Origin of the sequence: Candidatus Didemnitutus sp. (assembly GCA_019634575.1) — a bacterium.
Lineage (GTDB): Bacteria > Verrucomicrobiota > Verrucomicrobiia > Opitutales > Opitutaceae > Didemnitutus.
Genome location: JAHCAY010000002.1, coordinates 235,128 through 259,854, shown reverse-complemented (window position 1 = coordinate 259,854; position 24,727 = coordinate 235,128). Strand labels below are relative to the sequence as shown.

Here is a 24,727-nt window from a genome sequence, read left to right as displayed (position 1 = left end):
TTCTGGTCACCAAATCACCAAACAATGGGCCCACGGAATACACGGAGCACACGGAAGGATGCCCATGAACAAACTGATCCATGAAGAGCTGACCTACAAGATTCTCGGAGCCTGTTTTGAGGTTTATCGCGAGAAAGGCTGTGGGTTCCTTGAAGGCGTCTACCAAGAGTGCCTCGAATGCGAGTTCGAGCTGCAAGGGTTGCCCGCGCGGTCATTGGTCCAAATTCCGCTTTCGTATAAAGGTCGCCCGCTGAACAAAACCTATATCGCCGACTTCGTTTGTTATGACCGTGTGCTGCTTGAATTAAAGGCCGTCAGCGCACTGACCGACGAGCATCGTGCTCAAGTGCAGAATTACCTGCACGCGACCGGCCTTCGGGTGGGGCTGCTCGTGAACTTCGGGCACTTCCCTAAGATCGAGCACGAGAGGTTCGTGCTCTGAATTCCGTGTCATCCGTGTGTTCCGTGGGTAAACTCTCTGTGTCTTCATGAACTTCATCCTCAAAATGGCCTGGCGCGATACGCGGGCTTCGCGGCGGCGATTGCTGTTGTTCTCGCTCGCAGTGGTGCTCGGCGTCGCGGCGCTCGTGGCGGTGGGCTCGCTGCGCGACAATCTCCGCGGCGCGATCGAGGATCAGACCAAGTCGCTGCTCGGCGCCGACCTCGTCATCACTTCGCGCGCCGCGCTGACGCCGGAGGCGGAGAAATTCATCGCCGGCCTCGGCGGCGAGCAGGCGCGCGAGATCGCGTTCAACTCGATGCTCGTCGCGCCGACCGCCGGCGGCGCCACGCGGCTGGTGCAAGTGCGTGCGTTGCAGGGCGCGTTTCCGTTCTACGGCGAATTCAGCACCGAGCCGGCGGATGCCCGCGCCCAGCTCGCGAACGGCGCGCGCGCCATTGTCGAGGAAGGCATCGCCGTCCAATACGGCCTGAAATCCGGCGACCCGATCAAGCTCGGCGCGGGCGAGTTTCGCGTCGCAGGCGGTTTGCTGAAGGTGCCGGGCGAATCGGCCGCGGGCGTGACGACGCTCGCGCCGCGCGTGTTCATCCCGCTGGCGGCGGTGCAGGAAACCGGCTTGCTCAAGCAAGGCAGCCTCGCGCGTTACCGCGTTTATTTGAAGTTCCCCGCGAACACCGACGTTGAGAAAATGGTGCGCGATTTGCGCGACCGTTTCCGCGAGTTGCGGTTGGGTTTCGACACGGTCGAGGAGCGCAAGCGCGAGCTCGGCGGCGCGATCCAGAACGTGAATTCGTTCCTCATGCTCGTCGGCTTCGCGTCGCTGTTTCTCGGCGCAATCGGCGTGGCGAGCGCCGTGCATGCGCACGTGCGGCAGAAGATTCCGACCGTCGCGGTGCTGCGTTGTCTCGGCGCGAGCGCGGGCAAGGCGTTCGCGATCTACCTCGTGCAGGGCGTGGGGCTCGGTCTCGTGGGCGCGCTCGGCGGCGCAGTGCTGGGCATCGGGGCGCAGCTGGTGTTGCCGGTGTTCCTGCGGGATTTCCTGCCGTTCTCGTTCGAGTTCTTCGTTTCGTGGAAGTCGGTCGCGAGTGGCGTCGGAGCGGGCGTGTTGATCAGCGTGCTGTTCGCCTTGCTGCCGCTGCTCGAGGTGCGGCGTGTGTCGCCGCTGCTCGCGATCCGCTCGGCGTTCGCGGACAACGGCGGCGCGGCGCGCGTCGACTGGCTCCGCGTGGCGCTCATGGTCGTGATCGTCGGCATCGTGTTCGCGTTCGCGATTCTGCAAACCGGGCGTGTGGCATGGGGCGTGGGTTTCGCGGGCGCGTTGTTCGTGGGATTTGCGGTGCTGGGCGGAATCGCGAAACTGATCGCGTGGGTCGCGCAGCGGTTGAATTTGCGGCGGCTGCCGTTCGCGTGGCGGCAGGGCGTGGCGAATCTTTACCGGCCGAACAACCGCACGGTGCTGCTGCTCGTATCGCTGGGCATGGGCACGTTCCTGATGATGACGCTCTACCTCACGCGCGACACGTTGCTCGGACAATTGCGCGTGATGGGCGGCGGCGACCGGCCGAACCTGATGCTGTTCGACATCCAAGACGATCAGGTCGAGTCCGTGGCGAAGATCGTTGCGGACAACGGCGCACCGGTGCGCGCGCAGGCGCCGATCGTGACGATGCGCATCAGCGCGCTCAAAGGCCGGCCGATCGCGGAGGTGTTGAAGGACAAATCGGCGCGCGTCGCGGCGTGGACCGTGCGGCGCGAATATCGGTCGACTTATCGCGGGCAACTCGCCGACACCGAGCGGGTGGTCGCGGGCAAGTTCGAAGGACACGCGCCGGCCGGCGCGGAGGATGTGCCGGTTTCGCTGGAGGAAAGCCTCGCGCGCGAACTCGGCGTGACGCTCGGCGATAAGATCGAATTCGATGTGCAGGGCGTGCCGGTGAAGACGGTCGTCGGCAGCCTGCGGCAGGTCGAGTGGCAGCGGTTGGCGCCGAATTTCTTCGTGGTGTTCCCCGAAGGCGTGCTCGAAGGCGCGCCGAAGTTCCATGTCATGGCGCTGCGGGCGAGCGACTCGGGCGTCTCGGCGCGCGTGCAGCAGGCGGTGGTGCGCGAGCATCCGAACGTGTCGGCGATCGATCTCGGCCTGATCTTGCAGACGATCGACAGCGTCTACGCGAAGGCGTCATTCGTGGTCGAGTTTCTCGCGCTGTTCACCGTCGTGACCGGTGTCATCGTGCTCGCGGGCGCGGTGCTGATCGGGCGCAGCCAACGGGTGCGCGAGAGCGTGTTGCTGCGCACGCTCGGTGCGACGAAGCGGCAGGTGAACCGCATCATGCTCGCGGAGTATCTCGCGCTCGGCACGCTCGGCGCGGCGGTGGGCGCGGTGCTCGCGGTCGGCGCGAACTGGGGGCTGGCGCGTTTCATTTTCAAAATGAGCTGGTCCACGCCGTCGCTCGCGGTGCTCGTGCTCGGCTGGCTAGCGGTCAGCGCAGTGACCGTGATCACCGGTCTGCTTTCGAGTCGCGGCATCTGCGATCACCCGCCGCTCGAAGTGTTGCGGCAAGAAACCTAAGCTTGCCTGGGGGCGTGGTCTCGGCGGTTGTTCGCGCGACATGACTAGAGTCCTGACTTTCCACTACACCTTGCGCGATGCGAACGGGCGCGTGCTCGACACGTCGCGCGGCGGCGGCGAGCCGCTGAGTTTTCTCGAGGGGGCGCAGGAAATCGTGCCGGGTCTCGAAAAGGAACTCCGCGCCATGGCCGCCGGCGAGCGCCGGAACGTCGCGGTGCCGCCGGAGCTCGGTTACGGCGTGCGGGAGGAGGCGTTGGTGCAGCGCGTGCCGCGTGCGAGCCTGCCGATCGACGGCGAGGTGAGCGTGGGCGACCAATTTCTGGCCGGACAGGATCGCCATGCGCCGGTCGTGACAGTCGCGGCGGTCGAGGGCGACCAAGTGACGCTGGACGCGAATCACCCCCTCGCGGGCGCGACGCTGCATTTCGACGTCGAGTTGGTGGCGGAGCGCCCGGCGACGGCGGCGGAATTGGGCCGTGTCAAAGCGGACAGCTGAGGATTGCGCGCGAGGTCGGGATTACTACGGTCGGCAATTTCCCTCATGAAAGTTCTCGGCATCGACATCGGTGGCTCGTCCTTCAAGGCCGCGCCCGTGGACATCAAGACGGGCCGGTTGCTCGCGGAACGTTTTCGCGTGCCGGTTGCCAGTCCGTGTCCGCGAGGCGAGGGCTTGGCCGCGGCGCGGCAGATCGTCGCGCACTTCAAATGGAAGGGTCGCATCGGCATCGGTTTTCCGGGCATCATCCTCGACGAGCGCATCGACGCGGTCGGCAATCTCGGCGACGAGTGGGAGAAGCAGAACGGCGTGAAGATTTTCTCCAAGGCGACCGGTTGCAAGGTGGGCGTCGTGAACGATGCCGACGCCGCCGGACTCGCCGAGATGCGTTTCGGAGCGGGCAAGGGGCGCGACGGCACGGTGCTGATGTTGACGTTCGGCACGGGCATCGGTTCGGCGCTGTTTTATCGCGGGCAACTTTTCCCGAACGCCGAGCTCGGCCATGTGCCGTGGGAGGGCGAGCCGATCGAGAAATTCGCGTCGGCGGCCGTGAAGACGAAGCTCGATCTCGATTGGAAGGAATGGACGGATCGCGTGAACGTCTACCTGCGCGTTGTGGAGCGTCTGTTTTCGCCGGAGTTGATCATCATCGGCGGCGGCGTGAGCCAGGATCACCGCATGTGGTTCAAGCTCCTGCATACGCGCGCGAAGGTCGTGCCGGCCAAGCTGCACAACGACGCCGGCATCGTCGGCGCCGCGCTGGCGGGCGAGTGAGCCGATGAGCGGGCGCGTGCTGATCGTGGGCCAGGGGCTCGCCGGCACGGCGCTCGCGCTGGAGCTGGAGGCGGCGGGCATTCCTTTTGTCATCGCGAGCGAAGGCCACGCCCGCGCGGCGTCGCGCGTGGCGGCGGGGTTGGTGAATCCAATCTCGGGTCAGCGCTTCGTGAAGGCGTGGCGGGTGGAGGAATTGCTGCCGTTCGCGGAGCAATGGTATCGCGCGGCGGGCGCGCGGCTCGGCGTCGAGTTGTGGCATCCGCTGCGGTTGCGGCGGTTGTTGGCCGGCGATATCGAAGCGGCGCGCGCGGCGAAGAAACTCGCGAGCGGCGAGCTGGCGCCGTTCGCGATGGCGGGCGAGGGTGGATTGGCGATTCGCGGGGCGGCGTGGGTGGACTTGCCCGCGTTGCTCGAAACGGCCGCGGCCCGCTGGAGCGCGCGCGGCGAGTTGTGCGCAGCGGCGGTGCAGCGCGAGGAGCTGGCGGCGGATGCGACGGGCGTGACGTGGCGCGGCGAAAGGTTCGCGGCGGCGATCCTTTGCACCGGCGCGGGCGCGCTGGCGCGCGGGTGGTTTGCCGAGTTGCCGTTCGAGGCGGCGAAGGGCGAGATCGTGCACGTGCGCGGTGCGGAGCTCGCGGCGGGCGAGGCGGTGAGTCGCGGCACGTGGGTGTTGCCGGATGGCGGCAGTGGAGCTCGCATCGGCGCGACCTACGAGCGCGGTGTGGAGGATGACGTGCCGACTGCGGCGGCGCGGGAGCGGTTGCTTGCTGAGGCGTGCGAGCTGGTGGCCGGCGAGCTGGCGGTGATCGAGCAGCGGGTGGGGGTGCGGTTGGGTTTGTCGGATCGGCTGCCGGGGATCGGCTGGCGCGAAGGTTTGCGGATGGGATTTTTCGGCGCGCTCGGATCGAAAGGCGCCTTGTGCGCGCCGTGGCTCGCGCGCGTTTGGCGCGAAGTGCTGGCGGGATCGGATGCGGCTTGGCCGGCGGCAGTGGCGATCGGTCGGTTCGGTCGGCGCTGATTTTCTCGGGTCGGGCGGTATGACAAAATCAGTGGCGTGGCGTGTCCCACTTTCGGGAAAATTTATCCGCTTGAGTCCGTGGAAGCTCGGACGCACAAGCCCGCGTAGACATGACCAAGCCCCGTGCCCCCCGTTCGCCGTCCCTGGCGCCCGTGCTGCTGTGTTGCGTGTCGTCGCGCCGGATCGTCGCGGACGCATGAACAAGATTCGCATTCTGGTCGTCGACGATGAGTCGGCCGCGCGCCGGCGGATCGTGCGTTTGCTCGAGCGGGATCACGACGTCCTGGTGGTGGGCGAGGCGGCGTCGGGCGCGGAGGCTGTGCGGCAGGTGGCGGCGGAGAAGCCGGACCTGATTTTCCTCGATGTGCAGATGCCGGAGATGGGCGGCTTCAAGGTGCTCGAGGCGCTCGGGCCGCGGCCGCCGGCGGTGATTTTCGTCACCTCGCGCGACCAGCATGCGTTGCAGGCGTTCGAGGTGAACGCGGTGGATTACCTGTTGAAGCCGTTCGAGGACGACCGTTTCGCGGCGGCGTTGCGGCGGGCCAAGTCCGAGCTGATCCGGCGCCAGACGGATGCGTTGAGCGCGGAGCTGGCGAAGTTGCTCCAGCATTTGCAGGCCAATGCCGGGGCGGTGGCTGCGAGCGTCGCGACGGGCAGCTTGGCGCCGGCCAAGCCGGCGGCGGCGGAGGGCAGCGCCTCGCAGGAGGCGATCACGCGCGAGCGCGTGCTGCTGCGTTCGGGCGGCGAGATTTATTTCATCAAGGCCGAGGAGATCGACTGGATCGAGGCGGAGGGCGACTACATGAAGTTCCACGCCGGCGGGCGCGTGCACCTGTTGCGCGAGACGATGGCGAATCTCGAGGACCGGCTCGATTCCAAGCGCTTCATCCGCATCCATCGTTCGACGATCGTGAACATCGATCGCGTGAAGAAGCTCAGCCCCTCGTTCGCCGGTGAATACGCGGTGATCCTCCACGACGGCACGAAGCTGCGGCTGAGCCGCGGCTATCATGATCGACTGGAGGAATTGATGCGTTCGGCGCTCTGAGCCGGGCGCGCCCCGTCCATCCCGGCGCCGGGCCGTTTGTCCCAAAACAGCTGCGACTCGGGTGGGCTTCGGGTGTTGTTCCCCTGTTCTTTGGCCTTTGCCCGCCTCGTGATGCAGAAAACGGCAATCGTGGGCCGTTCATCGCAAGGTAATCGCCTGTCGTCGCAATGCCGTTTCAAAGCGCGCGGCGGTCCCGTTTAGTCCCCTCGTTCGTAGTTATCAGTTGTGTTGCAGAGGGGTCCTTCGGGGCCCCTCTGTGTTTTCCGGCGGGAGCGACGCGCACCGATAGTTCTGGCCAATGCTCCGTCGATTTTTTCCTCTTTTTCTCCTGATGACTATGTCCTCCGCCACCCCCAAGCCCGTTGCGGTCCCGTCCGCCGCCTCGGCCAAAAAGAAGTCGCGCCAACGCCTGTGGATCATCTTCGGCGTCGTCGCGGTGCTCGTCGTCGTGATCGCCGCCGGCATCGCCAAGGGCAAAGCCGGCGAGAAGCCGACCCAGGTGACGGTCGAGAAGGCCGTTGTGAAAACCATCACGCACATCGTCACCGCCACCGGCAAGGTCCAGCCTGAGACCGAGGTGAAGATTTCGCCCGAAGTCGCCGGCGAATTGATCCAGATCCCCGTTGTCGAGGGACAGACGGTCAAGAAGGGCGACCTGCTCGTCCGCATCAAACCCGACTTCTACAAGGCCCAACTCGAGCAGCAGGAAGCCTCGCTCGCCTCGGCTCGCGCCAGCTCCGTGCTCAGCCAAGCCCGCCTCGTGAAAGCCGAGCAGGACTTCAAGCAGGCGAACGATCTCTACCAGAAGAAGCTGATCTCGGACGCGGACTTCACCTCCGCCCAGACCAACCTCAACGTCGCCAAGGCCGACTACGAATCCTCGCTCGCGCAAATCCGCCGCACCGAGGGTTCGGTCGACCAATCGCGCGACCAGCTCAACAAGACCACCATCTACTCCCCGATGGACGGTTCGATCAGCTCCCTCACCAGCGAAGTCGGCGAACGCGTCGTCGGCACCAACCAGTTCGCCGGCACCGAAATCATGCGCATCGCCGACCTCGCGAACATGGAGGTTCGCGTGAAGGTCAACGAGAACGACATCATCAACGTGAAGATCGGCGACCACTCGATCGTGTTGGTCGACGCGTTCCCGGGCCGCCGTTTCGAAGGCAAGGTCGCGGAGATTTCCAGTTCCGCCCTGTCGTCCGGCTCCAGCAGCAACAACGCCGCGGCGCTCGCCGCCTCCGCTTCCGACGAAGTGACGAACTTCCTCGTCAAGATCCGCATCACCGACAAGGACGTGACGCTCCGCCCCGGCATGAGCGCCACGGTCGACATCGAGACCGAGACCGTCGCCAACGTCGTTGCGGTGCCGATCCAGTCCGTCACCGTGCGCGCCGAGGGCGGCAAGACCACCGAGGAACTCCAACAGCAGAAATCCAAGGAGGCCAAGGAGCGCTCCGGCAACGACCTCGAAGTCGAGACCGAGAAGCGCAACGCCCGCCGCGACGCCGAGAAGCTCCAGCGCGTCATCTTCGTGCGCCAGGGCGACAAGGCCGTCATGCGCAAGGTCGAGACCGGCCTCGCGGACAACAGCCACATCGAGGTGAAATCCGGCATCAAGGCCGGCGAGGAAGTCGTCTCCGGCAGCTACGCCGCCATCAGCCGCAAGCTCAAGGACGGCGCCCGCGTCATGCTCGAAACGCCCAAGAAGGAAGAAAACAAGTAACGGGTAGGGCGCGGACTCCGGTCCGCGCCGCGGTGGCGAGGCCACTCGCCGCCCTACCGCTCCCGCACCCATGTCCACCGCTCCCGTCCCTTCCGCCGCACACCCGCGCACCTACCGCACGCCGGGTCCGCTCGTCATCGACATCGAAGGCGTGACCAAGCTCTACCGCATGGGCGAGGAGACCGTCCACGCCCTCCGCGGCGTCGCCCTCAAGGTCCACCGCAACGAATACCTCGCCATCATGGGCCCGTCCGGCTCCGGCAAGTCGACGCTCATGAACATGCTCGGCTGCCTCGATACGCCCACGAGCGGCCACTACCAATTCGCCGGCAAGGACGTCTCCGCGATGACCGACGACGAACTCGCCGAGATCCGCAATCGCGAGATCGGTTTCGTCTTCCAGACCTTCAACCTCCTCCCGCGCTCCACCTCGCTCGCCAACGTCGAGCTCCCGCTGATCTACGCCGGCATCAGCCCGCACGAGCGCCGGGAGAAAGCCATCCTCGCTTTGCAGAACGTCGGCCTCGGTGAGCGCATGAGCCACAAGCCCAACGAGCTCTCCGGCGGCCAGCGCCAGCGCGTCGCCATCGCCCGCGCGCTCGTGAACAATCCCTCGATCATTCTCGCCGACGAGCCGACCGGCAACCTCGACTCCCGCACCGGCGAGGAAATCATGCAGCTCTTCGAGGACCTCTACGCGCAAGGCAACACGATCATCGTCGTCACGCACGAGGAAGACATCGCCCGCCACGCCCGCCGCATCGTCCGCCTGCGCGACGGTCTGATCGAGTCCGACGTGCGGCAGCACTGACGCTACGGCGCAAATAGACCGACCCCTGTCGCGTTCTTCTCGCCAATCATCCCCGATCTCTCGTTCCGAGCCTCCGCCCAGCCATCCTCGTCGCCATGAAACGTCTCATCTACGAGTTCAACGAGTCCGTCCGCATCGCGTGGGCGCAGATTCGCGCGAACAAGATGCGCTCCGTCCTCACCGCGCTCGGCGTCATCATCGGCATCGTGGCGGTCACGCTGATGGGCACCGCCATCCGCGGCATCGATCAGGGCTTCCAGAACAGCCTCGCCATGCTCGGCGAGGACGTCCTCTACGTGCAGAAGTGGCCGTGGGCGGGCGTCGAGGATTGGTGGAACTACGTCAACCGCCCGAACCCGCAGGCGCGCGAAGCCGCGGCTTTGAACCGCATCATTGCTTCCACCGAAAAGTCCGAGCTGCTCTTCGCCGTCCCCTTTGCCGGACGCTCGAGCACGGTGAAATTCGGCGACGTGCGCATCAGCGGCGTCTTCACCGGCGGCACCGAGGCCGAATACGCCCAGCTCACCGGCACCGATTACGCGGAAGGCCGCATGTTCAACGATGCCGAGGCCGCCAGCGGCCGCCAGGTCTGCACGCTGGGTTTCGACGTCGCCGAGGCACTCTTCCAGGGCCGCACGCCCATCGGGCAGATGGTCGCGATCAACGGCCAGCCCTTCGAGGTCATCGGCGTGTTCGCCAAGCAGGGCGAATTTCTCGGCATGTTCAGCATGGATAACTTCGTGCTCGTGCCGTTGAACGCCTACGCGAAGTTCAACTCCGTCCGCCGCGGCGTCGATGTCCGCGTCAAGATCGCCGACAAGACCCGCCTCGCCGAGGCGAAGGAGGAGCTCGTCGGCGCCATGCGCCGCGTGCGCGGCCAGAAGCCGGGCGAGCGCGATAATTTCACCATCAACGAGCAGCAGGCCTTCAAGGCGCAGCTCGATCCGGTCAAGAATGGCATCGCGCTGGCCGGCCTGTTCATCACCGGTCTGTCACTCTTCGTCGGCGCCATCGGCATCATGAACATCACCTTCGTGTCAGTGAAGGAGCGCACGAAGGAGATCGGCACCCGCAAGGCCCTCGGCGCGCGCCGCCGCAGCATCCTCATGCAGTTCCTCGTCGAGGCGGTTTCAATCTGCCTCATCGGCGGCGTCATTGGCATGGGCATCTCGTTTTCGCTCTTCCTCATGGTCCGCGAAGCCGCACCGAATTTCCCCGTGGCGTTCTCGCCCGACCTCGTCGTCATCAGCGTGATGGTGTCGGTCATCACCGGCGTCGTCTCCGGCTTCGCCCCGGCTTGGGGCGCCTCGCGCCTCGATCCCGTCGTGGCCCTGCGTTACGAGTAACCATGCAACTCTCCGAAATCTTCAAGATGGCCTTCGGGTCGCTGGGCGTGAACAAGCTCCGCTCCGTGCTCACCATGCTGGGCATCACGATCGGCGTGTTCTCCGTCATCGGCGTGATGACGACCGTCACCGCGATGCGCTCGTCGATCGAGACCGGCCTGAGCTTTCTCGGTTCGAACATTTTCCAGTTCGCCAAATATCCCGTGTTCGGCGGCGGCGGTCCCGAAGGACGCCGGCGCTACCAGATGCGGCGCGACATCACCCTCGACCAGGCGCTGCGCTACAAGCGCGAGATGGAGGGCATCGCCGACGTCATTTGCCTGAAGATCTTCGACGACGGCGGCCAGGCCACCTACGGCGGACGCAAGACCACACCCGACGTCCGTTTCGGCGGCAGCGACGAAAATTTCGTCACCGCAAACCAGTTCGACGTTCAGATCGGCCGCAACTTCACGCCGGGCGACATCGAGCTGTCGCGCCCGGTCGTGATCATCGGCCAGGACATCGTCACGAAGCTCTTCCCCGCGGAAAACGCCCTCGGCAAGACGATCAAGATCAAGGAGCGCACCTACATCGTCATCGGCGTTTTCGCTCCGAAGGGCCAGGCCTTCGGCGGCAGCTCGGACAACATCGCGATCATTCCGATCACGCGCTTCTTCGCCGACTACGGCGCCGAGCATCGCTCCATCAGCATCGCCACGCAGGCGCCGACGCAGCAGGTCTACAACGAGACCCTCGACAAGGCCATCACGGTCATGCGCACCGTCCGCGGCCTGCAGGCGGAAAAGGAAAACGATTTTGAAGTCTACTCGAACGACTCGCTCATCGCCGCCTTCGCGAAGGTCGCCGACGCGGTCGCCGCCGGCTCGTTCGTCATCTCGGGCATCGCGTTGCTCGCCGCCGGCGTCGGCATCATGAACATCATGCTCGTCTCGGTCACGGAGCGGACGAAGGAAATCGGCATCCGCAAATCGATCGGCGCGCGTAAGAAGAATATCCTCACCCAGTTTCTGGTCGAAGCCGTCGTCATCTCGCTCAGCGGCGGCTTGGTCGGCATCCTGCTGGGCGTCGCTGCCGGCAATGGACTCGCGATGATGCTGAACGCCTCGGTCGTGTTTCCGTGGAACTGGGCCTTCATCGGTATTCTCGTGTGCTCCGGCATCGGGGTGGGCTTCGGTTTTTATCCCGCCTGGAAGGCGTCCTCGCTCGACCCGATCGAAGCGCTGCGTTTCGAGTAGCACGCGCGCAATTTTGGCATTTGCGCTGTTGCGGCGCGTGCGGGCGCACGTTGAAGTCGGGCGCCCTTGAAACTCTCGCTGAAGCTCAATTCCGCGTGGAAACGCGACCTGCCCCCGGGTGACCGCCGCATCTGGCTCCTGCGCACGCTCGCGCTGCGCCGCGAGCGCGTCAAGACGACCACCTGGCACCTCGAACTGTATTGGAAGCGAGCGTTCGCCGGCGCCGCCGTCGTCGGCGTTTCGCTCTATCTCATCGCCGCCACCGCACTGTTCCTGTGGTGGAACCGCACGCCCGGCAACGAAGTCACCTGGCTCGACATCGCGACCGCTCCGGTGCGCGGCGAACACCTGAGGCAGAAACGCGGCGACACCGCCATCGCCCAGGCGCTCCTGCGATTGCGGGCCAGAGATTACGTCGAGGCCTATTACGGCTTGCGCGTCGGCCTGGCACGCTCGCCGGGCAATGTCACCGGTCGCGTCAATCTTGCCCGCATGATGGCCGGCTCCGATCCCGCCGGGGCGCTCACGCTCCTCGAGGATGGTCTGAAATACGCTCCCGGCGACCTCGAGCTGTTCCGCGTCCTCTTCGGCCATCTCGCCGCCACGCAGTCGCAGAACCGCCTGCTCGACCTCACCGCCGACCTGCTCGCGCCCGCGCACACGCCGGCGCTCGATGCCGTGGCGCGCCGCTTCGTCGCCAACACCCGCGCGTCGCTGCTGCTCGGAGCGCACGATGCCGCCGCCGCGGAGGCGCTGCTCGCCGCGCTGCCGCCGGGCGACGAGACCGTCGAGGAGCGCCGCAGCACGCGCCTGCGCGTCAGCGCGTTGAGCGCGCTCGGGCGCCGCGACGAGGCGCGCCGGTTGTTTGCCACTTTGAAACGCGTCGGGATGGACGAGCTGCGAACCGAAGCCGAGCTCGCGATCGACGCGGGCGATGCGACGGCGCTCGAATCCGTGCTGCGTCGCATGAAGGCGATGGCGCCCGGCCAGCCGATACCCGGTGTGTTCGCCTTTTCCGCCTGGCACCGCATGAAGCGTCTCACGCTGCGCGATCTCACGGAGCAGGAGTTCTTCGAGTTTTTCGCGACCAACGACGGCGCACTGCAGTTGTTTGCCGCGACGGCGGTGAATCTCGACCTGCCCGACGCCGTGCGACGGGCGGAGCGGATCGCGGTGGCGAACCGGCTCAGCCCGTTCGCGTTTCGCGTCCATCTCACCGAGCTGGCCTTGCGGCGCGGCGACTTCGACGAGGCGTTCCAGCGGCTGCGGGAGTGGGAGGCGAGCATCGAGACCCTGCCGCCGGCCCAGCGATTTTATCCGGAGTTCATCAACCGCCTCACGCGGGCCAGCGTGGCGGGCGGCGAGCAACAAATCACCGGCCTCACCAGCCATCTCGTCGAGATGCGCGGTCGCGCCACCGCGCCGATGTATGAACTCGCGGTGAAGGTGCTCGGCCGCGCCGGCCACGCGAACGCCGCGCGCGAGGTTGTCGATCTCGGCCTGCGCATCTACCCCTACGCCGATCCGTTGCTTCGCCTCCGGCCCGGCGTGGTGGCGGCCGCCGAACGGCGCGCGGCCAACGAAGCGGCGGCGCGAGTCGAAACCGGCGGCGCGCCGGAATTGGCCGCCGTCGAAATTCCGGGCACCGCGGCGCTCGCGCTCGAGCGCATCGACGCGGCGCTCGCTTCGGGCGCGTTCGGCAGTGCGCGCGATTTGCTGCGCGCGATCCGCGCCGCGCGGCCGGCTTGGCTGCCCAAGGCGGCCGAGGATCTCGCCGTGCGCGATGTCGAGCTGACGCTGCTCTCGCAGGACGCGACGACCTCCCGCGCGGTGCTCCACGCGTTCCTGGATCGTCCGCGGACGGAGGCCGATTTGTTGCGCCTCGCGCGACTTGGGGCGCAGTTCGCGCAACGGCAGCGCGAGAGCGAGGCACGCGTCGTGCGCGACGAACTCGCCGCCCTGCGTCCGCCCGCCGCCGTTGCGCAGGCGCTGCGCGCGATCGAGATCTCCGACGACCTCGCCAAGACCACCCAGACGGCGGAAGCGACGCTGGCCGCCATCGACCGCGCGCTGAGTCAAGGCAAGGCCGACGAAGCGCGCCGTGTGCTCGAATACGTGAAGCAGAAATCGCCTGCATGGCTCGCGTCCTCCCGCGCCGATCTCGGCGCGAGCGAAGTGCGCGTCTGGCTCGCGCTCGATCGTCGTCCGCTGGCGCTCGCGGCCTACAAGGAACTCGCGGTGCGCGCGGGCGCCTCGCGTTCGCTGGCGTTCAAGCTCGTGCGCAGCCTCGCGGCGGAAGGCCAGATCGAGTCGGCCCGCGTTCTCGCGCGGGAGACGGTCCGGCTGTTGCCGGACGACAAGGCGGCGGCCAGCCTGCTGCGCGAGATCGAGGCGCCGCGTCCGGGGGAATAGGCGAATCATGAAACTACACGTGCGTCTTTCCTCCGCGTGGCAGCGCAAGCTGGCGACGACCGATCGTCACCTGTGGCTGCTCTGGGCGGTGCGTTTCCACATTTCGATCGGCACGGTCCCGGTGTGGGAGTTCGTGATTTATTGGAAGCGGCTCGCCGTGCTCCTGTTTGCGCTCACGGTCGGCGGCTACGCGGCGGCGGTCACGACGGTCCACCACTTGTGGGCGCGCCAGCCGGAGACGCGCTTGCGCTGGCAGGACATCGCGCTCGCGCCGCTGCGCTGGGACCAGTTCCGACAGCAGCGCGGCGACGTCATGGTCGCTGCGGCCATGAAACAGATCGCGGAGGGGAAATACGCGGAGGCCTCGTTCAACCTGCGGGCAGGACTGGCGCGCTCGCCGGGCAACGTCGCGGGGCGGATGCAATTGGCGGCGTTGCTCGCGGTGGGCGATCCGGTGCGTGCGGCGAAGCTGCTGGAACAAGGTTTGGCCACGACGCCGGATCAACCGGAGCTCCTGAGCGCGCTGTTCGAATTGTGGAGCGAGAACGGTGCGGTGACGCTCGCGCTGTCCCGGAGCGAGGAGTTGCTGGCGCCGGGGCGCAAGCCCGAGCTCGCCGCCGCCGCGCGCGCCGTGGTGGTGAATGCGCGGGCGGCGCTGTTGTTGGGCAAGTCCGACGCCGCGGGGGCGCTCGCGTTGCTCCAGACCAGTCCGCGGGATTTCGCGAGCGTGAGCGGCTTGCAAAACGTGAGGCTGACGCTGACGGCGCTCCACGCGCTGGGGCGCGGCGCGGAAGCGGCGGCGCTGTTCGCGCTGGTGCCGCCGGACCCCGCGCGCAGCCCGCGTCTCGACGTCGGAATCGCCCTGGCTGCGCAGGATTCCGAGGCGTTGGAAACGGCGTTGCGGCGGCTGAAGGCGCAGGCGCCGCGGCCCGCGACGGCGCTGCTCTTCGCCTTCGAGGCGTGGCACGAATTGAAGCGCACGCTGCGGCGCGAGGCGGTGGAGGAGGAGATCTATCGCTTCCATGAGAGCGACGAGACGACGCTCCAGGCACTGGGCGCGCTGGCGGTGCGGCTCGATTTGCCGGGCACGCTGCTGCGCGCGCAGCGCATCGCGGCGCGCAAGCGGTTCAACCCGTTCGCGTTTCAGGTGCACACGACGGAGCTGATGCTCCGGCGCGGCGAGCTCGCGGAGGCGGAGCGGTTGCTCGATCAATGGGAGAACACGCTCCCGCAACTGCTCGAGGCGCAGCGAACGGTGCCTGAGCTGCTGGCGCGGACGATTCGCGCTGCGGGCAGCGACCGCGCCACGCAGACCGCCGCGTTGATCAATCACTTCTCGCTGACCGGCGCGCGGGTGCCGACCGGGACGGTGCTGCTGGTGCTGCGCACGCTGGAAAAGGCGGGCAACTGGCGCGCCGCGGCGCAGCTGGCGGAGACGGCCACGCGTTTCGCGCCGCTGAACGACGAGCTGCGCGAACAGAGCGCCCGACTGGCGCTGCGCGTCGCGCGCGAGACCGTCGCAGAACCGACCGCGGCGGCGAAGCCGAAGGCGGCGTCCGAATCCGATTTCAATTCCGGGGCGGAAGCGATCGCCGCGATCGATCTGGCGCTCCGCCGCGACGACGCGGAGAACGCGGTGTGGTTGATCCAAGGCGTGCGCAAGAGCGCGCCGGCGTGGCTTTCCGAAATCGAACCGCAGCTGGCGATGCGCGAATACCGCGCGCGCCGGGCACTCCAACAGGGACCGGCGGCGACGATCGTGTTTCGCGATCTGGTGTTGAAACCCGGAGCGTCGCGCGCCGCGGCGTTCCGGCTCGTCCGCGACTACATCGCGGCGGGCGAGGGCGATCTCGCCTTGCAACTCGCGCGCGAGATCGTGCGATTGCTCCCCGGCGAGAAGGCCGCGGTCGTGCTGTTGCGCGAAGCCGAAGGCCCGTCACTCGAGAAGACCGGGGACGGGAAAAAGTAGCCGCGTCGGCGCCGCGGCTCAGCCGCGGCGCAATTCCGAACCGCGGAACTTGATGATGAAGCGGTGGACCTTCTTCTGCCGGCAGTGGATCTTGCCGGTGGCGAGGTCGAAGCGGTCGGGCACGTCGACGCGGATGATGTCGACGACCGCGTGGTAGCCGCGCTCGGAGAAGATATCGATCAGCATCGCGAGGGCCTGCGCCTCTTCGAGGATCGGGTCCTCGCTGTTCACGTTCGAGTGACCCGAGATCGCGTGCCGCATGACGATCGGCATGATCTTCTTCTCGATCAGTGCGATGACGCGGGCGAAGAGTTCCGGGTGGTTCAGCGCGTAGCCGTCGAGGCGCTTCACGAGTTCCTGGCGCGCGTGGACGACGATCTCGCTGGCGAGCGGCAGGGTGCGGAGCTGGTCGTAGGTGCGCGGGTCGAGTTCGAGCGAGCTTTGGTAGGCGAGTTCCTCGGCGATGGCTTTCTCGACTTCGTTGAGCGAACCCTGCGCGTTGACGAGGTGGTAGTGGAAAACGTCCTTGAGCGAGAGCAGCGCGTCCCACGTCTGCTCCTTGAACACGCGGTAGCGGCGGGCGGCGAGGCTCTCGTCGAAGTCGGTCGCGCGCTCTTCCCAGAGCTCGCCGCGGCCGGAAGTGCGGACCTCGGCGTTGTGCGCCTTCGATTCGCGGCCGCGTTTCAGTTGGCGCGAGATCGATTCGTTCTCGTCGACGAAGAGCACGACGATGTGGACGATCGGCTGGCGAAAATGAATGCCCAGCGGCGTGCCGTAGAACTCGCGCCAGAGCTGAATCATTTTCTCGTAAAGCATCTTCAGGCACTCGACCTGGACCTTGGTGCGCGGGAAGCCGTCGAGGATGACGCCGTCGCGATACTCGGGTTTGAGCAGCTGGCGGAGCAGGACGCTGAGCACCTCGCGGTCGCCGATGAGGTTGCCGCCTTCCTTGAGGCGTTTCATCTCCGGCGTGTCGAGCAGCGCGCTCATCACGATCGGCTGGCAGGTGAGGCCGCGGGCTTTGAGAATATAGGGCGTGTTGGTGCCTTTGCCGGCGCCGGGTGCGCCGCCGAGGAGAATGAGCTCCTTGGGGAAGCGCAGGTTCTCACGGCCGAAGTCCGCTTCGAGATCCGCCCAGATGGGATCGAAAATGACGACGGCGTCCTTGATCTCGAGATCAGGCGAGGCGGAAACGGGCTTGGGAACGGGGGCTTGGGCGGGTGTCTGGCTCATGCGAACGGTCGGGCGCAGCGTAGAATGCCGCCCGGGCGACGCGACAAAAAAGGCCCGCGTGACACGGCGATTAGCGGAAATATGGACGATGCGCTCAGGTCTTCTTCCGCAGGAGCTGGGGCGTGGCTTCGAGCTGGCCGCGGGTGACGCCGAGCTGGTTGATGAGCTTGAACTCGCGCCACAGCTCCGCGCCGCTGATCTCGCCGCGCAGCAGCTGGCGATAGCGGCCGACGGTGCGCTGGAGTTCGTCGGCCGACTCGTTGAGGAATTCGATGCGAAACGACCGGGCGCCGAGTGCGAGGAGGCGGTCGACGAACTCGGCGCCGGTTTGCGCGCGGGAGTTGTAGACGGTGTTGCGGCAGCCGGCGTCGGCCTTCAACGGATGCTCGGCGCCGATGCGGTCGCGCAGCCGGACGTCGTGCTTGTCGCAGGGCCGGCCGCAGTTGCGGTAGTCCGTGCCGGCAGAGAGGAACGCGCAGAAGACGCAATGCTCCATGTGAAACATGGGCATGTGCTGGTGAAGCGTGATGTCGAACCACTCGCCGGGCGCGCCGTGGAGAAGGGCTTCGAGCTGGGCGACGTTGAGATCGTAGCTCGCGGTGACGCGCTCGAGGCCGTAACGCTCGCGGTAGTAGGCGGCGGTGAGCGGATTGGCGACGTTGAGCGAAAAATCGCCGCGGCGGCGTTTTTCGCTGAAGACGCGCAAGTGGTCGTGGTTGCGCACGAGATAGCCGTCGGCTTCGCACGAGAGCACCTGATTCAGGATCCACTCTTCGCCAGGTTTGAAGATGCGGGGCGCTGCGACCCAGAGCGTCGCGTCGCTGCGTGAGGGGTCCGAGGCGCGGAGCTCGCGGAAGCGCGTGACGGCGTCGCGGTATTTCTTCGGGTCCTCGAACTCGGCGTAGATCGTGCGCACACCGGTGGCCCACGCGGCGTCGAGCTGGTGCAGGTGGCGGATGACGACGATGAGCTCGGAGTCCGCTGTGGGAGTGCGCTTGCTTGCGACTGCGCGCGAGGCCGCGAGCAAGCTCGCTCCCACCGGTGTCGCAGAGAGCGTCCAGCGTTTCGGCGCGGCGCGCTGGGCGTCGAGTTCGGCGACGACGCGGCGGCGGAGTTCGTTGAGCTCGCTGACGGCGAGGTGCACGGCGCCTTCGAGGCGGTTGGAAAATTCTCCGAGCTCGAACGGCGTGCCGCCGAGGCGGCCGAGTTGGTCGCGGAGGCGCTCGGTGGAGAGCGGCTGCTTTTCGGCTGGCGCGAGCGGCGTGGTGGAGTGCGCCTGGGCGACGTGACCCTCGGCGTCGCGGGCGATGAGCGTCAGCGGCGCGCCGACGTGACCGTGCACTTCGAGGGTGATCGGACGGCGGAAGCGGATTTGGTCGCCCTCGAAGGTTTGGCGGAGGCGGCGGTCGAGTTCGGGGTCGTTGGTTTTCCAGACGCGGTGACCCGTGCGCACGCGTTCGAAATCGATGTCGCCGCGGCCGAAGCGCAGCACGGTTTCCGCGCCGCGCGGCTGCACTTGGTAGACGCGCCCGCCTTCCTCTTTCACCTCGGGATTGCCGGCGTCGAACACGAGGCCGTCGCCCGGCTTCAGCGGCGCTTCGAGTGCGAGCGCGACGAAATCCGCGCCGACGCGCGTGACCATGCCGAGGAAGACGCCGCGCTTGGTGCCGAAGCGCGCGTGGGCGAGCTCCTGATTGTTGATGCCGCGGAACCAGCCAGTGTAGAGGCCGCGCGAGAAACTCATCTCGAGGTCGTAGCGGGCGGAGGCGGGATCAAAAGCGGCGCCGTGGGCGTGCGGGCGTTCGGGCACGTCGACGCCGGCGTCGCGCAGCGCGCGGTCGAGCGCGGCGCGGTAGACGCGGGTGATGTTGGCGACGTATTCGGCGGATTTGAGACGACCTTCGATCTTGAGCGAGGCGACGCCGGCGCGGACGAGGTCGGGCAGGATTTCGAGCCCGGCGAGATCTTGCGGGCTGAGCAAATAGCGACGGTCGCCGAGTTCGACGCGCGCGCCGTCGGAGATCAGCTCGTAGGGCATGCGGCAGGCTTGGGCGCACTCGCCGCGATTGGCGGAGCGGCCGCCGAGGGATTCACTGGTGAGGCACTGGCCGGAGTAGGCGACGCAGAGGGCGCCGTGGACGAAGACCTCGAGTGGCAGCGAGACGGCGGCGGATTTTTGCGCGGCTTGGATGGCGGCGATCTCGGTGAGCGAGTTTTCGCGTGCGAGCACGATGAGATTGGCGCCGAGTTCCCGGGCGAACTGCACGCCGGCGGCGCTGGTGACCGTCATCTGCGTGGAGGTGTGGATCGGGAAATCCGGCGACAGCGCGCGGATGAGGCGGCAGATGCCGACGTCCTGCACGATCGCGGCGTCGACGCCGGCGGCGATGATGCTGCGGAGGTATTGCTCGGCGTCGGCGAGCTCGTCCGCGAACACCAGCGTGTTGAACGTCACGTAGCCGCGCACTCCCCGGCGGTGCAGGAACTCCATCAGGCGCGGCAGGTCCGCGACGGTGAAGTTGTGCGCGCGCATGCGGGCGTTGAAGCGTTCGAGGCCGAAATAGATCGCGTCGGCGCCGTTTTCGACGGCGGCTTTGGCGCATTCCCAGTCGCCGGCCGGCGCGAGGATTTCCGGGCGCGCGGGAGCGGACGCGGAGGCGGGCGGAGCAGGTTGAGCTGAGGCGGTGGTGGACACGTGCACGCCTCTGTTAGCGCGCGGCGCGCCGGCCGCAATCGCGAACGCGTCAGGCGATGCGGGCGGTCGCGGACGAAAGAGCGGCGTGCGGAGCGGCGGCGCGGAGTCGCGCGGCGAGATAGATCGCGGCGAGGAAGGCCAGCACGGCGAGGTAGCCGACGCGCGGGTAACCTTCGAGGCGGCCGCTGACGGCTTCGCGCGTGATGAAAATGCCAGCGATGGAGTTGGCGAGCGCGCTGCCGCCTTGCTGGATGGCGGAGTTGACGCTCATAAAGCCGCCGCGATACCGCGCTTCGACGGAATTGGTGATCAGCGCCATCGCGGGCGGAAAACGCCCCGACATGCCGATCATGAACGCGGTCGTCACGAGCAAGGCGATGGCAACCGGCACGACCGGCAGGCGTGTGAGCACGAGGACGGATACGCAGGCGAGCACGGTGACGATCGCGAAGACGTGCAGTTTGTCATGGCGATCCGAAAGGCGCCCGAACCACGGCATCGTGAAGAACGTGAACGCGCCGCCGGCGAGGTAGACGAGCGGGAGTTGCGCCTCGGTCAGGCCGACATTGGTGACCATCGACGGCGCCATGAACGGAATGACGCAGCCGCCGGCGAAGACGAGCGCCGCCGAGAGCGCGAAGCCGCGCAGGTGGATCGGGTGCGTGCAGATCTCGCGCATTTGCCGCCAGGGATTCTGGTCGACCGGATGCGGCGGCAGGGCGGGCAGGGCGCGCCAGCCGATCACGCCGATGACGAGACTCATGGCCGCGAGCAGGAAGAACGGCGCATGCCATTCGAAGTAGCCGGCGAGCGCGAGGCCGGTCGGCACGCCCAGCACGGACGCGATCGGAAAGGAGGTCATTACCACGCCCATGGCCGCGCCGCGCCGTTCGGGTGGGACGACATCGCTCACGGCGGCGGTCACGACGGAGCCGGCCAGGCCGCCGAAGGCGCCCGCGGCAAAGCGCGCGGTGAGCAGGAAGTGGTAAGTGGGGGCGAGCGCGCAGGCCAGGGTCGAGAGGCCGAAGCCCGAGTAGAGGAAGAGCAGGGCGCGTTTCCGGTCGTAGCGATCGAGCACGAAGCCGCCGATGAAACCTGTGAGCGCCGCGGCCAGCGAGTAGGCGGCGACCAAGCGGCTGAATTGGCCGGGGCTGATGTCGAAGACGCGCATCAGGTGCGAGCCGAGCGGCATCAGGATCATGTAATCCATCACATGCGTGAATTGCACGGCCGCCAAGGTGAAGAGCAGCAGGCGTTCGTGGATGCGGGGAGTTCCGGACATGGAGCGGCGCAGCGTCCTCAGAAATGCGCGTGGCGCAACTCAGCTTTGCGTGCTGCCCAGTGTCCGAAAGGGCGGGGTGGTTTGCGCCTGCGCGGTTTGCATCGGCCCGACGACGGCGTGGGCGGCGTCGGTGAAGAGTTTCGCGCCTTTCGTGTGATGGTGTCGGTAGTGGCGGATCAGCGCGATCTCGCGCATGGGCACTTTGCCGGAGAATTTGCGGTAGACGAGGCCGGCGGGATCGTTGGCGGTGCGCGCGCTGCGGGGCAGCACGCTGATGCCGACGCCGAGCGCGGTGAGCGCTTTCGCCGTGGAGAGCTGGGCGACGCGGTGCAGCACCCGGGGTTCGAAATCGTGGTCGCCGAGCAGGCGTTGCACTTGCGTGGCGGTCGAAGAGCCCGTGCCGAGCATGATGAAATCCTGGTCGCGCAGGTCTTCGAGCGTGACGTTGGGGGCTGTGGCGAGCGGATGGTCGGCTGCGATGGCGAGCAGCAAGGGCTCTGAGAAGAGCATCGAGGTCTCGATGCGCGGCTCGTTGACCGGCAGCGGGACGACGCCCAATTCCAGGTCGCCGTCCAAGACGGCTTGGACGACCGTGGGACGGAAGTCTTCGCGGGTTTGGAGGTGGAGCTTGACCTCGTTCGCCCGGCAATAGGCGAGGATGGCGGGGAGGAAAAAGTGGGCGACCGTCGGGATCACCCCGACCGAGACGCGGTGGCCTTGCGCGGGGTCTTCCTTTAGTTCGCGGACGGCGTCGTCGGCCTCGGCGATGATGCGATGGGCTCGCTCAAGGAGGAGTTCGCCGGCGGGGGTCAGGCTGACTTTGCGACCAAGGCGATGGAAAAGCGTCTGCCCGAGCTCTTCTTCAAGATTCAAAATCTGCTGACTAAGAGATGGTTGAGAAATAAAACTACGGCTCGCCGCTTTGGTAAAGTTGCCGGTCTCGGCGACCGCGGCAAAGTAACGAAGTTGGTAGATTTCCATCGGATAAAACTATGAGATGCATAGAAACGAAGTATTTCTCCTATTGCAAGGTTTGCCGTATTCTCTGGGCAGCAAAGCAACCAACTCATCCACGAAACAGAAAGGTTCACCCACATGAACGCCAAGAATCTCCTCCAGTCCGCCGCCCTTACCGCCACCCTCGCCGCCGTCTTCGCGGAACTCGCGAAGGTGAACACCGACCTCCCGCTGGTCGGCCTCGTCATCGCCTACGTCGCGGCGGTCGGTATCCTGGGCCTCGCGGCCTTCGACGGTGCGAAGCGCACCTCCTAAAGAGTTTCAGCCGAAAGCATAGTGTGCAAATGAGGCCCGGGTTAGGGGTAGCCCGGGCCTCTCTATTTTCCCTCCACGCGGGGCCGGTCCAGGACCGGCCCTTTCTTTTTGCCCGGTTGCGCCGATTCGCGGTCCGGATAAACAAAACGGCCGGGGTATGACGCTTTTCAGGAAACAACCACCCATGGAGGCCCGCAGTGCATCCCCATCCTGGAAAGACTGGTTCGAAGCTTACGGCCCGAAGCTGCTGCTCTGTGCGCGGCAATGGACCCGTTCGCTGGCGGACGCCGAGGATGTCGTGCAGGAAGCTTTTGTGCGTTACTGGCGCCATCAGCGCGAGCTGCCGGGCGATCCGCAGGCGCTCCTCATCACCTCGGTGCGTCGCGCCGCGCTCGATCTCGCCCGTCGCGAAGGCCGGCGGCTCGCACGCGAGGAAAAAGCCGACGGCGGCCTCGAGGAGCGCGAAGGGATCTTCGACCCGCTGCCGGGCGACGGTGACGAGCGTCGGGTCGAAATCGAGACCGCCCTCCAACGGTTGCCCGACGAACAGCGCGAGGTGCTCGTGCTCAAGATTTGGGAAGAACTCACTTTCGAACAGATCGGCGAGATGCTCGACGTCTCGCCCAACACCGCTGCATCGCGCTACCGCTACGCACTCGGCGCGCTGCGCAAGGAATTGAAGCCGCTCAGTTATGGATGACACATCGCTCCAGGATCTGGAAAACGAGCTGAAGGCGCTGCGCCCGCGGCGTCCGTCGGTTCTGCTCCGTGCCCGGGTCGAGCACGAGCTCTCCCACGCGGAATCCGACTCCCGCGAATCGCCCCGGTCGATCCGCGAGGCTCCGCGCTACGCATCGGCGACGACCCTGCGCTCGTGGAAATGGTTCAGCTGGCAAATGGCCGCGGCCGCCGCCGTCGCACTGGCGGTGTCGGTCGGCGTCTGGCGCTGGCAAATCTCGCGCGACACGCTCCTCGCGGCTTCGGCGACGGCGCCGAGTCTGGCGCAGTCGGAAAAAGTGGACTCGCCGCCGATCGAGTCGACACCGGCGTCGGCTCCGCGCGCGTTGGCGGCGGTCGACACCTACCGCCCGGTCAAGGCGGCGAACGTGCTCTACGACCTCAAGGACGAGGGCCCGGTGATGCTCGACGACAACACGCCGGGGCGGCGCATCCGCGCGCGCTACGTGGACACCTATACCTGGAAAAATCCCGCCACGAACGCCTCGCTCAAATGGAGCGTGCCGCGCGACGAGGTGCGCGTGCTCCCCGCGAGCTTCCATTGATTTTGCAAACCCAACCTGGGTGGCGCGCCGGACTCGGTTTGCAAACCGACGCGTCACCCGAATCCCACTCCGAAAAATGAAGCATTCCCTCCGTTACATCCTCCCGGCCGTGGTCGGCGGCGCGCTCGCCGTGTCGGCCTCCGCGACCACCGTCGTCCGGCACGTCGATCCCAACGTCGTGCGCATCCAAGTCAGCGATCCGATCCATGTGCGGATCGAGAAAGGCGAGAAATCCGAGAAGCAACTCCCCGTCGAAAAGGTCACGTTCCTCGGCGTCGAGACCGGTCCGTTGCCCGAAGTGTTGGCATCGCAGCTCGGCCTCGGCGACGGCATGGGCCTCGTTGTGCGCCGCGTGGCCGAAGACAGCCCGGCGGTCGGCGTGTTGAAAGAGCACGACGTGCTCACGAAGCTCGGCGATCAGCAGCTCGTCGATTCCCGGCAGCTCAGCGTGCTCATCCGCGCGAAGAAGCCGGGCGACGAGGTGAAACTCACGCTCGTGCGCGGCGGCAAGGAAATGACCGTCACCGCCAAACTCGCGGAGCGCGAGCTCCCGCGGATGTTCGGCTTCCGCGGCGGTGACGTCGATGGCGGCGCGTTTCAGTTCTTCCAAGGCGACGGTCCCGCCGTCGAGCGCCTGCGCGAGTTGCCCGGCATCGCGCGCGACGAGTTGAACGACGTCCTGCGCATCATCGGCCGGGAGCGCGGCAACTGGTTTGCCGGCCCGCGCGTCCACATGGTCAAACGCCACGGCGGCTCCTCGCTGCTGAACATGGCCGAAGGCAACTTCGCCTACTCCGACGACGACGGTTCGATCGAAGTCACCGCGTCGAAGGGCCAGCGCGAACTCACGATGAAAGACGCGAAGGGCAACGTGACCTTCAAGGGGCCGATCAACACGGACGACGAGCGCGCCAAGCTGCCCGCGGAAGTGAAGAAACGTCTCGGCAAGATCGACGATGCGAGCATCGATTTCGAGGCGGACGAATCGCTCGAGCAGGAAGGCGCGGCCGTGAAGCCGGACAAGACCAAGACCGGCACGACCATCCGCCGCAGCATCCGCCTGCAGCCGTCGTTCTGAGCGCCAGACTTTCGACG

At 66.6% G+C, this 24,727-nt stretch carries 19 protein-coding genes and 1 pseudogene; 16 read left to right on the top strand and 4 right to left on the bottom strand.

The window, feature by feature from the left end; translation table 11 throughout:
- Positions 1 to 64: 64 nt before the first annotated feature.
- The 12 genes from KF715_16150 to KF715_16095 all read left to right on the top strand — a co-directional run bounded on the left by KF715_16150 (position 65) and on the right by KF715_16095 (position 15,867).
- Complete coding sequence (locus tag KF715_16150) at positions 65 to 442, top strand: GxxExxY protein (GenBank protein ID MBX3738227.1); 378 nt, start codon at positions 65 to 67, stop codon at positions 440 to 442.
- 46 nt (positions 443 to 488) lie between these two features.
- Positions 489 to 3,026, top strand: a complete 2,538-nt coding sequence (locus KF715_16145; GenBank protein MBX3738226.1) for an ABC transporter permease — start codon at positions 489 to 491, stop codon at positions 3,024 to 3,026.
- 40 nt (positions 3,027 to 3,066) lie between these two features.
- Positions 3,067 to 3,522, top strand: a complete 456-nt coding sequence (locus KF715_16140; GenBank protein MBX3738225.1) for a peptidylprolyl isomerase — start codon at positions 3,067 to 3,069, stop codon at positions 3,520 to 3,522.
- 45 nt (positions 3,523 to 3,567) lie between these two features.
- A complete protein-coding gene (locus tag KF715_16135) occupies positions 3,568 to 4,296 on the top strand; it encodes an ROK family protein (GenBank protein MBX3738224.1) in 729 nt (242 codons plus the stop codon).
- A gap of 4 nt (positions 4,297 to 4,300) precedes the next feature.
- A complete protein-coding gene (locus KF715_16130; protein MBX3738223.1) occupies positions 4,301 to 5,314 on the top strand; it encodes an FAD-dependent oxidoreductase in 1,014 nt (337 codons plus the stop codon).
- Between the two features lie 196 nt (positions 5,315 to 5,510).
- Positions 5,511 to 6,362, top strand: a complete 852-nt coding sequence (locus tag KF715_16125) for a response regulator transcription factor (protein MBX3738222.1) — start codon at positions 5,511 to 5,513, stop codon at positions 6,360 to 6,362.
- A 337-nt stretch (positions 6,363 to 6,699) separates the two neighbouring features.
- A complete protein-coding gene (locus KF715_16120; GenBank protein MBX3738221.1) occupies positions 6,700 to 8,091 on the top strand; it encodes an efflux RND transporter periplasmic adaptor subunit in 1,392 nt (463 codons plus the stop codon).
- 70 nt (positions 8,092 to 8,161) lie between these two features.
- A complete protein-coding gene (locus tag KF715_16115; GenBank protein ID MBX3738220.1) occupies positions 8,162 to 8,902 on the top strand; it encodes an ABC transporter ATP-binding protein in 741 nt (246 codons plus the stop codon).
- A 95-nt stretch (positions 8,903 to 8,997) separates the two neighbouring features.
- Positions 8,998 to 10,248, top strand: a complete 1,251-nt coding sequence (locus KF715_16110) for an ABC transporter permease (GenBank protein MBX3738219.1) — start codon at positions 8,998 to 9,000, stop codon at positions 10,246 to 10,248.
- 2 nt (positions 10,249 to 10,250) lie between these two features.
- Positions 10,251 to 11,486: an ABC transporter permease gene (locus KF715_16105; GenBank protein ID MBX3738218.1), complete on the top strand. Its 1,236-nt coding sequence runs from the start codon at positions 10,251 to 10,253 to the stop codon at positions 11,484 to 11,486.
- Positions 11,487 to 11,552: 66 nt separating this feature from the next.
- Positions 11,553 to 13,898, top strand: coding sequence for a hypothetical protein (locus tag KF715_16100; protein MBX3738217.1), 2,346 nt, complete (start codon positions 11,553 to 11,555; stop codon positions 13,896 to 13,898).
- Between the two features lie 7 nt (positions 13,899 to 13,905).
- Positions 13,906 to 15,867, top strand: a complete 1,962-nt coding sequence (locus KF715_16095; protein ID MBX3738216.1) for a tetratricopeptide repeat protein — start codon at positions 13,906 to 13,908, stop codon at positions 15,865 to 15,867.
- 18 nt (positions 15,868 to 15,885) lie between these two features.
- On the opposite strand, the gene KF715_16090 is transcribed toward KF715_16095, so the two are convergent.
- The 4 genes and pseudogenes from KF715_16090 to KF715_16075 all read right to left on the bottom strand — a co-directional run bounded on the left by KF715_16090 (position 15,886) and on the right by KF715_16075 (position 22,058).
- Positions 15,886 to 17,100, bottom strand: a complete 1,215-nt coding sequence (locus tag KF715_16090; GenBank protein MBX3738215.1) for a nucleoside monophosphate kinase — start codon at positions 17,098 to 17,100, stop codon at positions 15,886 to 15,888.
- 94 nt (positions 17,101 to 17,194) lie between these two features.
- Positions 17,195 to 19,801, bottom strand: a complete 2,607-nt coding sequence (locus tag KF715_16085; GenBank protein ID MBX3738214.1) for a U32 family peptidase — start codon at positions 19,799 to 19,801, stop codon at positions 17,195 to 17,197.
- Positions 19,802 to 19,861: 60 nt separating this feature from the next.
- A pseudogene (locus KF715_16080) lies at positions 19,862 to 21,077 on the bottom strand (MFS transporter).
- Positions 21,078 to 21,116: 39 nt separating this feature from the next.
- A complete protein-coding gene (locus KF715_16075) occupies positions 21,117 to 22,058 on the bottom strand; it encodes a LysR family transcriptional regulator (GenBank protein ID MBX3738213.1) in 942 nt (313 codons plus the stop codon).
- 114 nt (positions 22,059 to 22,172) lie between these two features.
- Between KF715_16075 and KF715_16070 the strand changes: the two genes are divergently transcribed.
- From KF715_16070 to KF715_16055, 4 genes are all read left to right on the top strand, one after another.
- Positions 22,173 to 22,349: a hypothetical protein gene (locus KF715_16070; protein ID MBX3738212.1), complete on the top strand. Its 177-nt coding sequence runs from the start codon at positions 22,173 to 22,175 to the stop codon at positions 22,347 to 22,349.
- Between the two features lie 184 nt (positions 22,350 to 22,533).
- Positions 22,534 to 23,049 carry a sigma-70 family RNA polymerase sigma factor gene (locus KF715_16065; protein ID MBX3738211.1) on the top strand — a complete coding sequence of 172 codons (516 nt, stop codon included), beginning with the start codon at positions 22,534 to 22,536 and terminating at the stop codon, positions 23,047 to 23,049.
- A complete protein-coding gene (locus KF715_16060; GenBank protein ID MBX3738210.1) occupies positions 23,042 to 23,632 on the top strand; it encodes a hypothetical protein in 591 nt (196 codons plus the stop codon). Before KF715_16065 ends, KF715_16060 begins: the two co-directional genes overlap by 8 nt.
- 76 nt (positions 23,633 to 23,708) lie before the next feature.
- On the top strand, positions 23,709 to 24,710 hold the full coding sequence (locus KF715_16055) for a PDZ domain-containing protein (protein MBX3738209.1): 1,002 nt from the start codon (positions 23,709 to 23,711) through the stop codon (positions 24,708 to 24,710).
- Positions 24,711 to 24,727: the final 17 nt, after the last annotated feature.

Coding starts and splice junctions, on each gene's coding strand:
- KF715_16130 (MBX3738223.1), top strand. CDS start 4,301: ATGAGCGGGCGCGTGCTGATCGTGGGCCAGGGGCTCGCCGGCACGGCG.
- KF715_16145 (MBX3738226.1), top strand. CDS start 489: ATGAACTTCATCCTCAAAATGGCCTGGCGCGATACGCGGGCTTCGCGG.
- KF715_16140 (MBX3738225.1), top strand. CDS start 3,067: ATGACTAGAGTCCTGACTTTCCACTACACCTTGCGCGATGCGAACGGG.
- KF715_16105 (MBX3738218.1), top strand. CDS start 10,251: ATGCAACTCTCCGAAATCTTCAAGATGGCCTTCGGGTCGCTGGGCGTG.
- KF715_16135 (MBX3738224.1), top strand. CDS start 3,568: ATGAAAGTTCTCGGCATCGACATCGGTGGCTCGTCCTTCAAGGCCGCG.
- KF715_16150 (MBX3738227.1), top strand. CDS start 65: ATGAACAAACTGATCCATGAAGAGCTGACCTACAAGATTCTCGGAGCC.
- KF715_16115 (MBX3738220.1), top strand. CDS start 8,162: ATGTCCACCGCTCCCGTCCCTTCCGCCGCACACCCGCGCACCTACCGC.
- KF715_16070 (MBX3738212.1), top strand. CDS start 22,173: ATGAACGCCAAGAATCTCCTCCAGTCCGCCGCCCTTACCGCCACCCTC.
- KF715_16125 (MBX3738222.1), top strand. CDS start 5,511: ATGAACAAGATTCGCATTCTGGTCGTCGACGATGAGTCGGCCGCGCGC.
- KF715_16055 (MBX3738209.1), top strand. CDS start 23,709: ATGAAGCATTCCCTCCGTTACATCCTCCCGGCCGTGGTCGGCGGCGCG.
- KF715_16110 (MBX3738219.1), top strand. CDS start 8,998: ATGAAACGTCTCATCTACGAGTTCAACGAGTCCGTCCGCATCGCGTGG.
- KF715_16095 (MBX3738216.1), top strand. CDS start 13,906: ATGAAACTACACGTGCGTCTTTCCTCCGCGTGGCAGCGCAAGCTGGCG.
- KF715_16120 (MBX3738221.1), top strand. CDS start 6,700: ATGTCCTCCGCCACCCCCAAGCCCGTTGCGGTCCCGTCCGCCGCCTCG.
- KF715_16090 (MBX3738215.1), bottom strand. CDS start 17,100: ATGAGCCAGACACCCGCCCAAGCCCCCGTTCCCAAGCCCGTTTCCGCC.
- KF715_16065 (MBX3738211.1), top strand. CDS start 22,534: ATGGAGGCCCGCAGTGCATCCCCATCCTGGAAAGACTGGTTCGAAGCT.
- KF715_16060 (MBX3738210.1), top strand. CDS start 23,042: ATGGATGACACATCGCTCCAGGATCTGGAAAACGAGCTGAAGGCGCTG.
- KF715_16075 (MBX3738213.1), bottom strand. CDS start 22,058: ATGGAAATCTACCAACTTCGTTACTTTGCCGCGGTCGCCGAGACCGGC.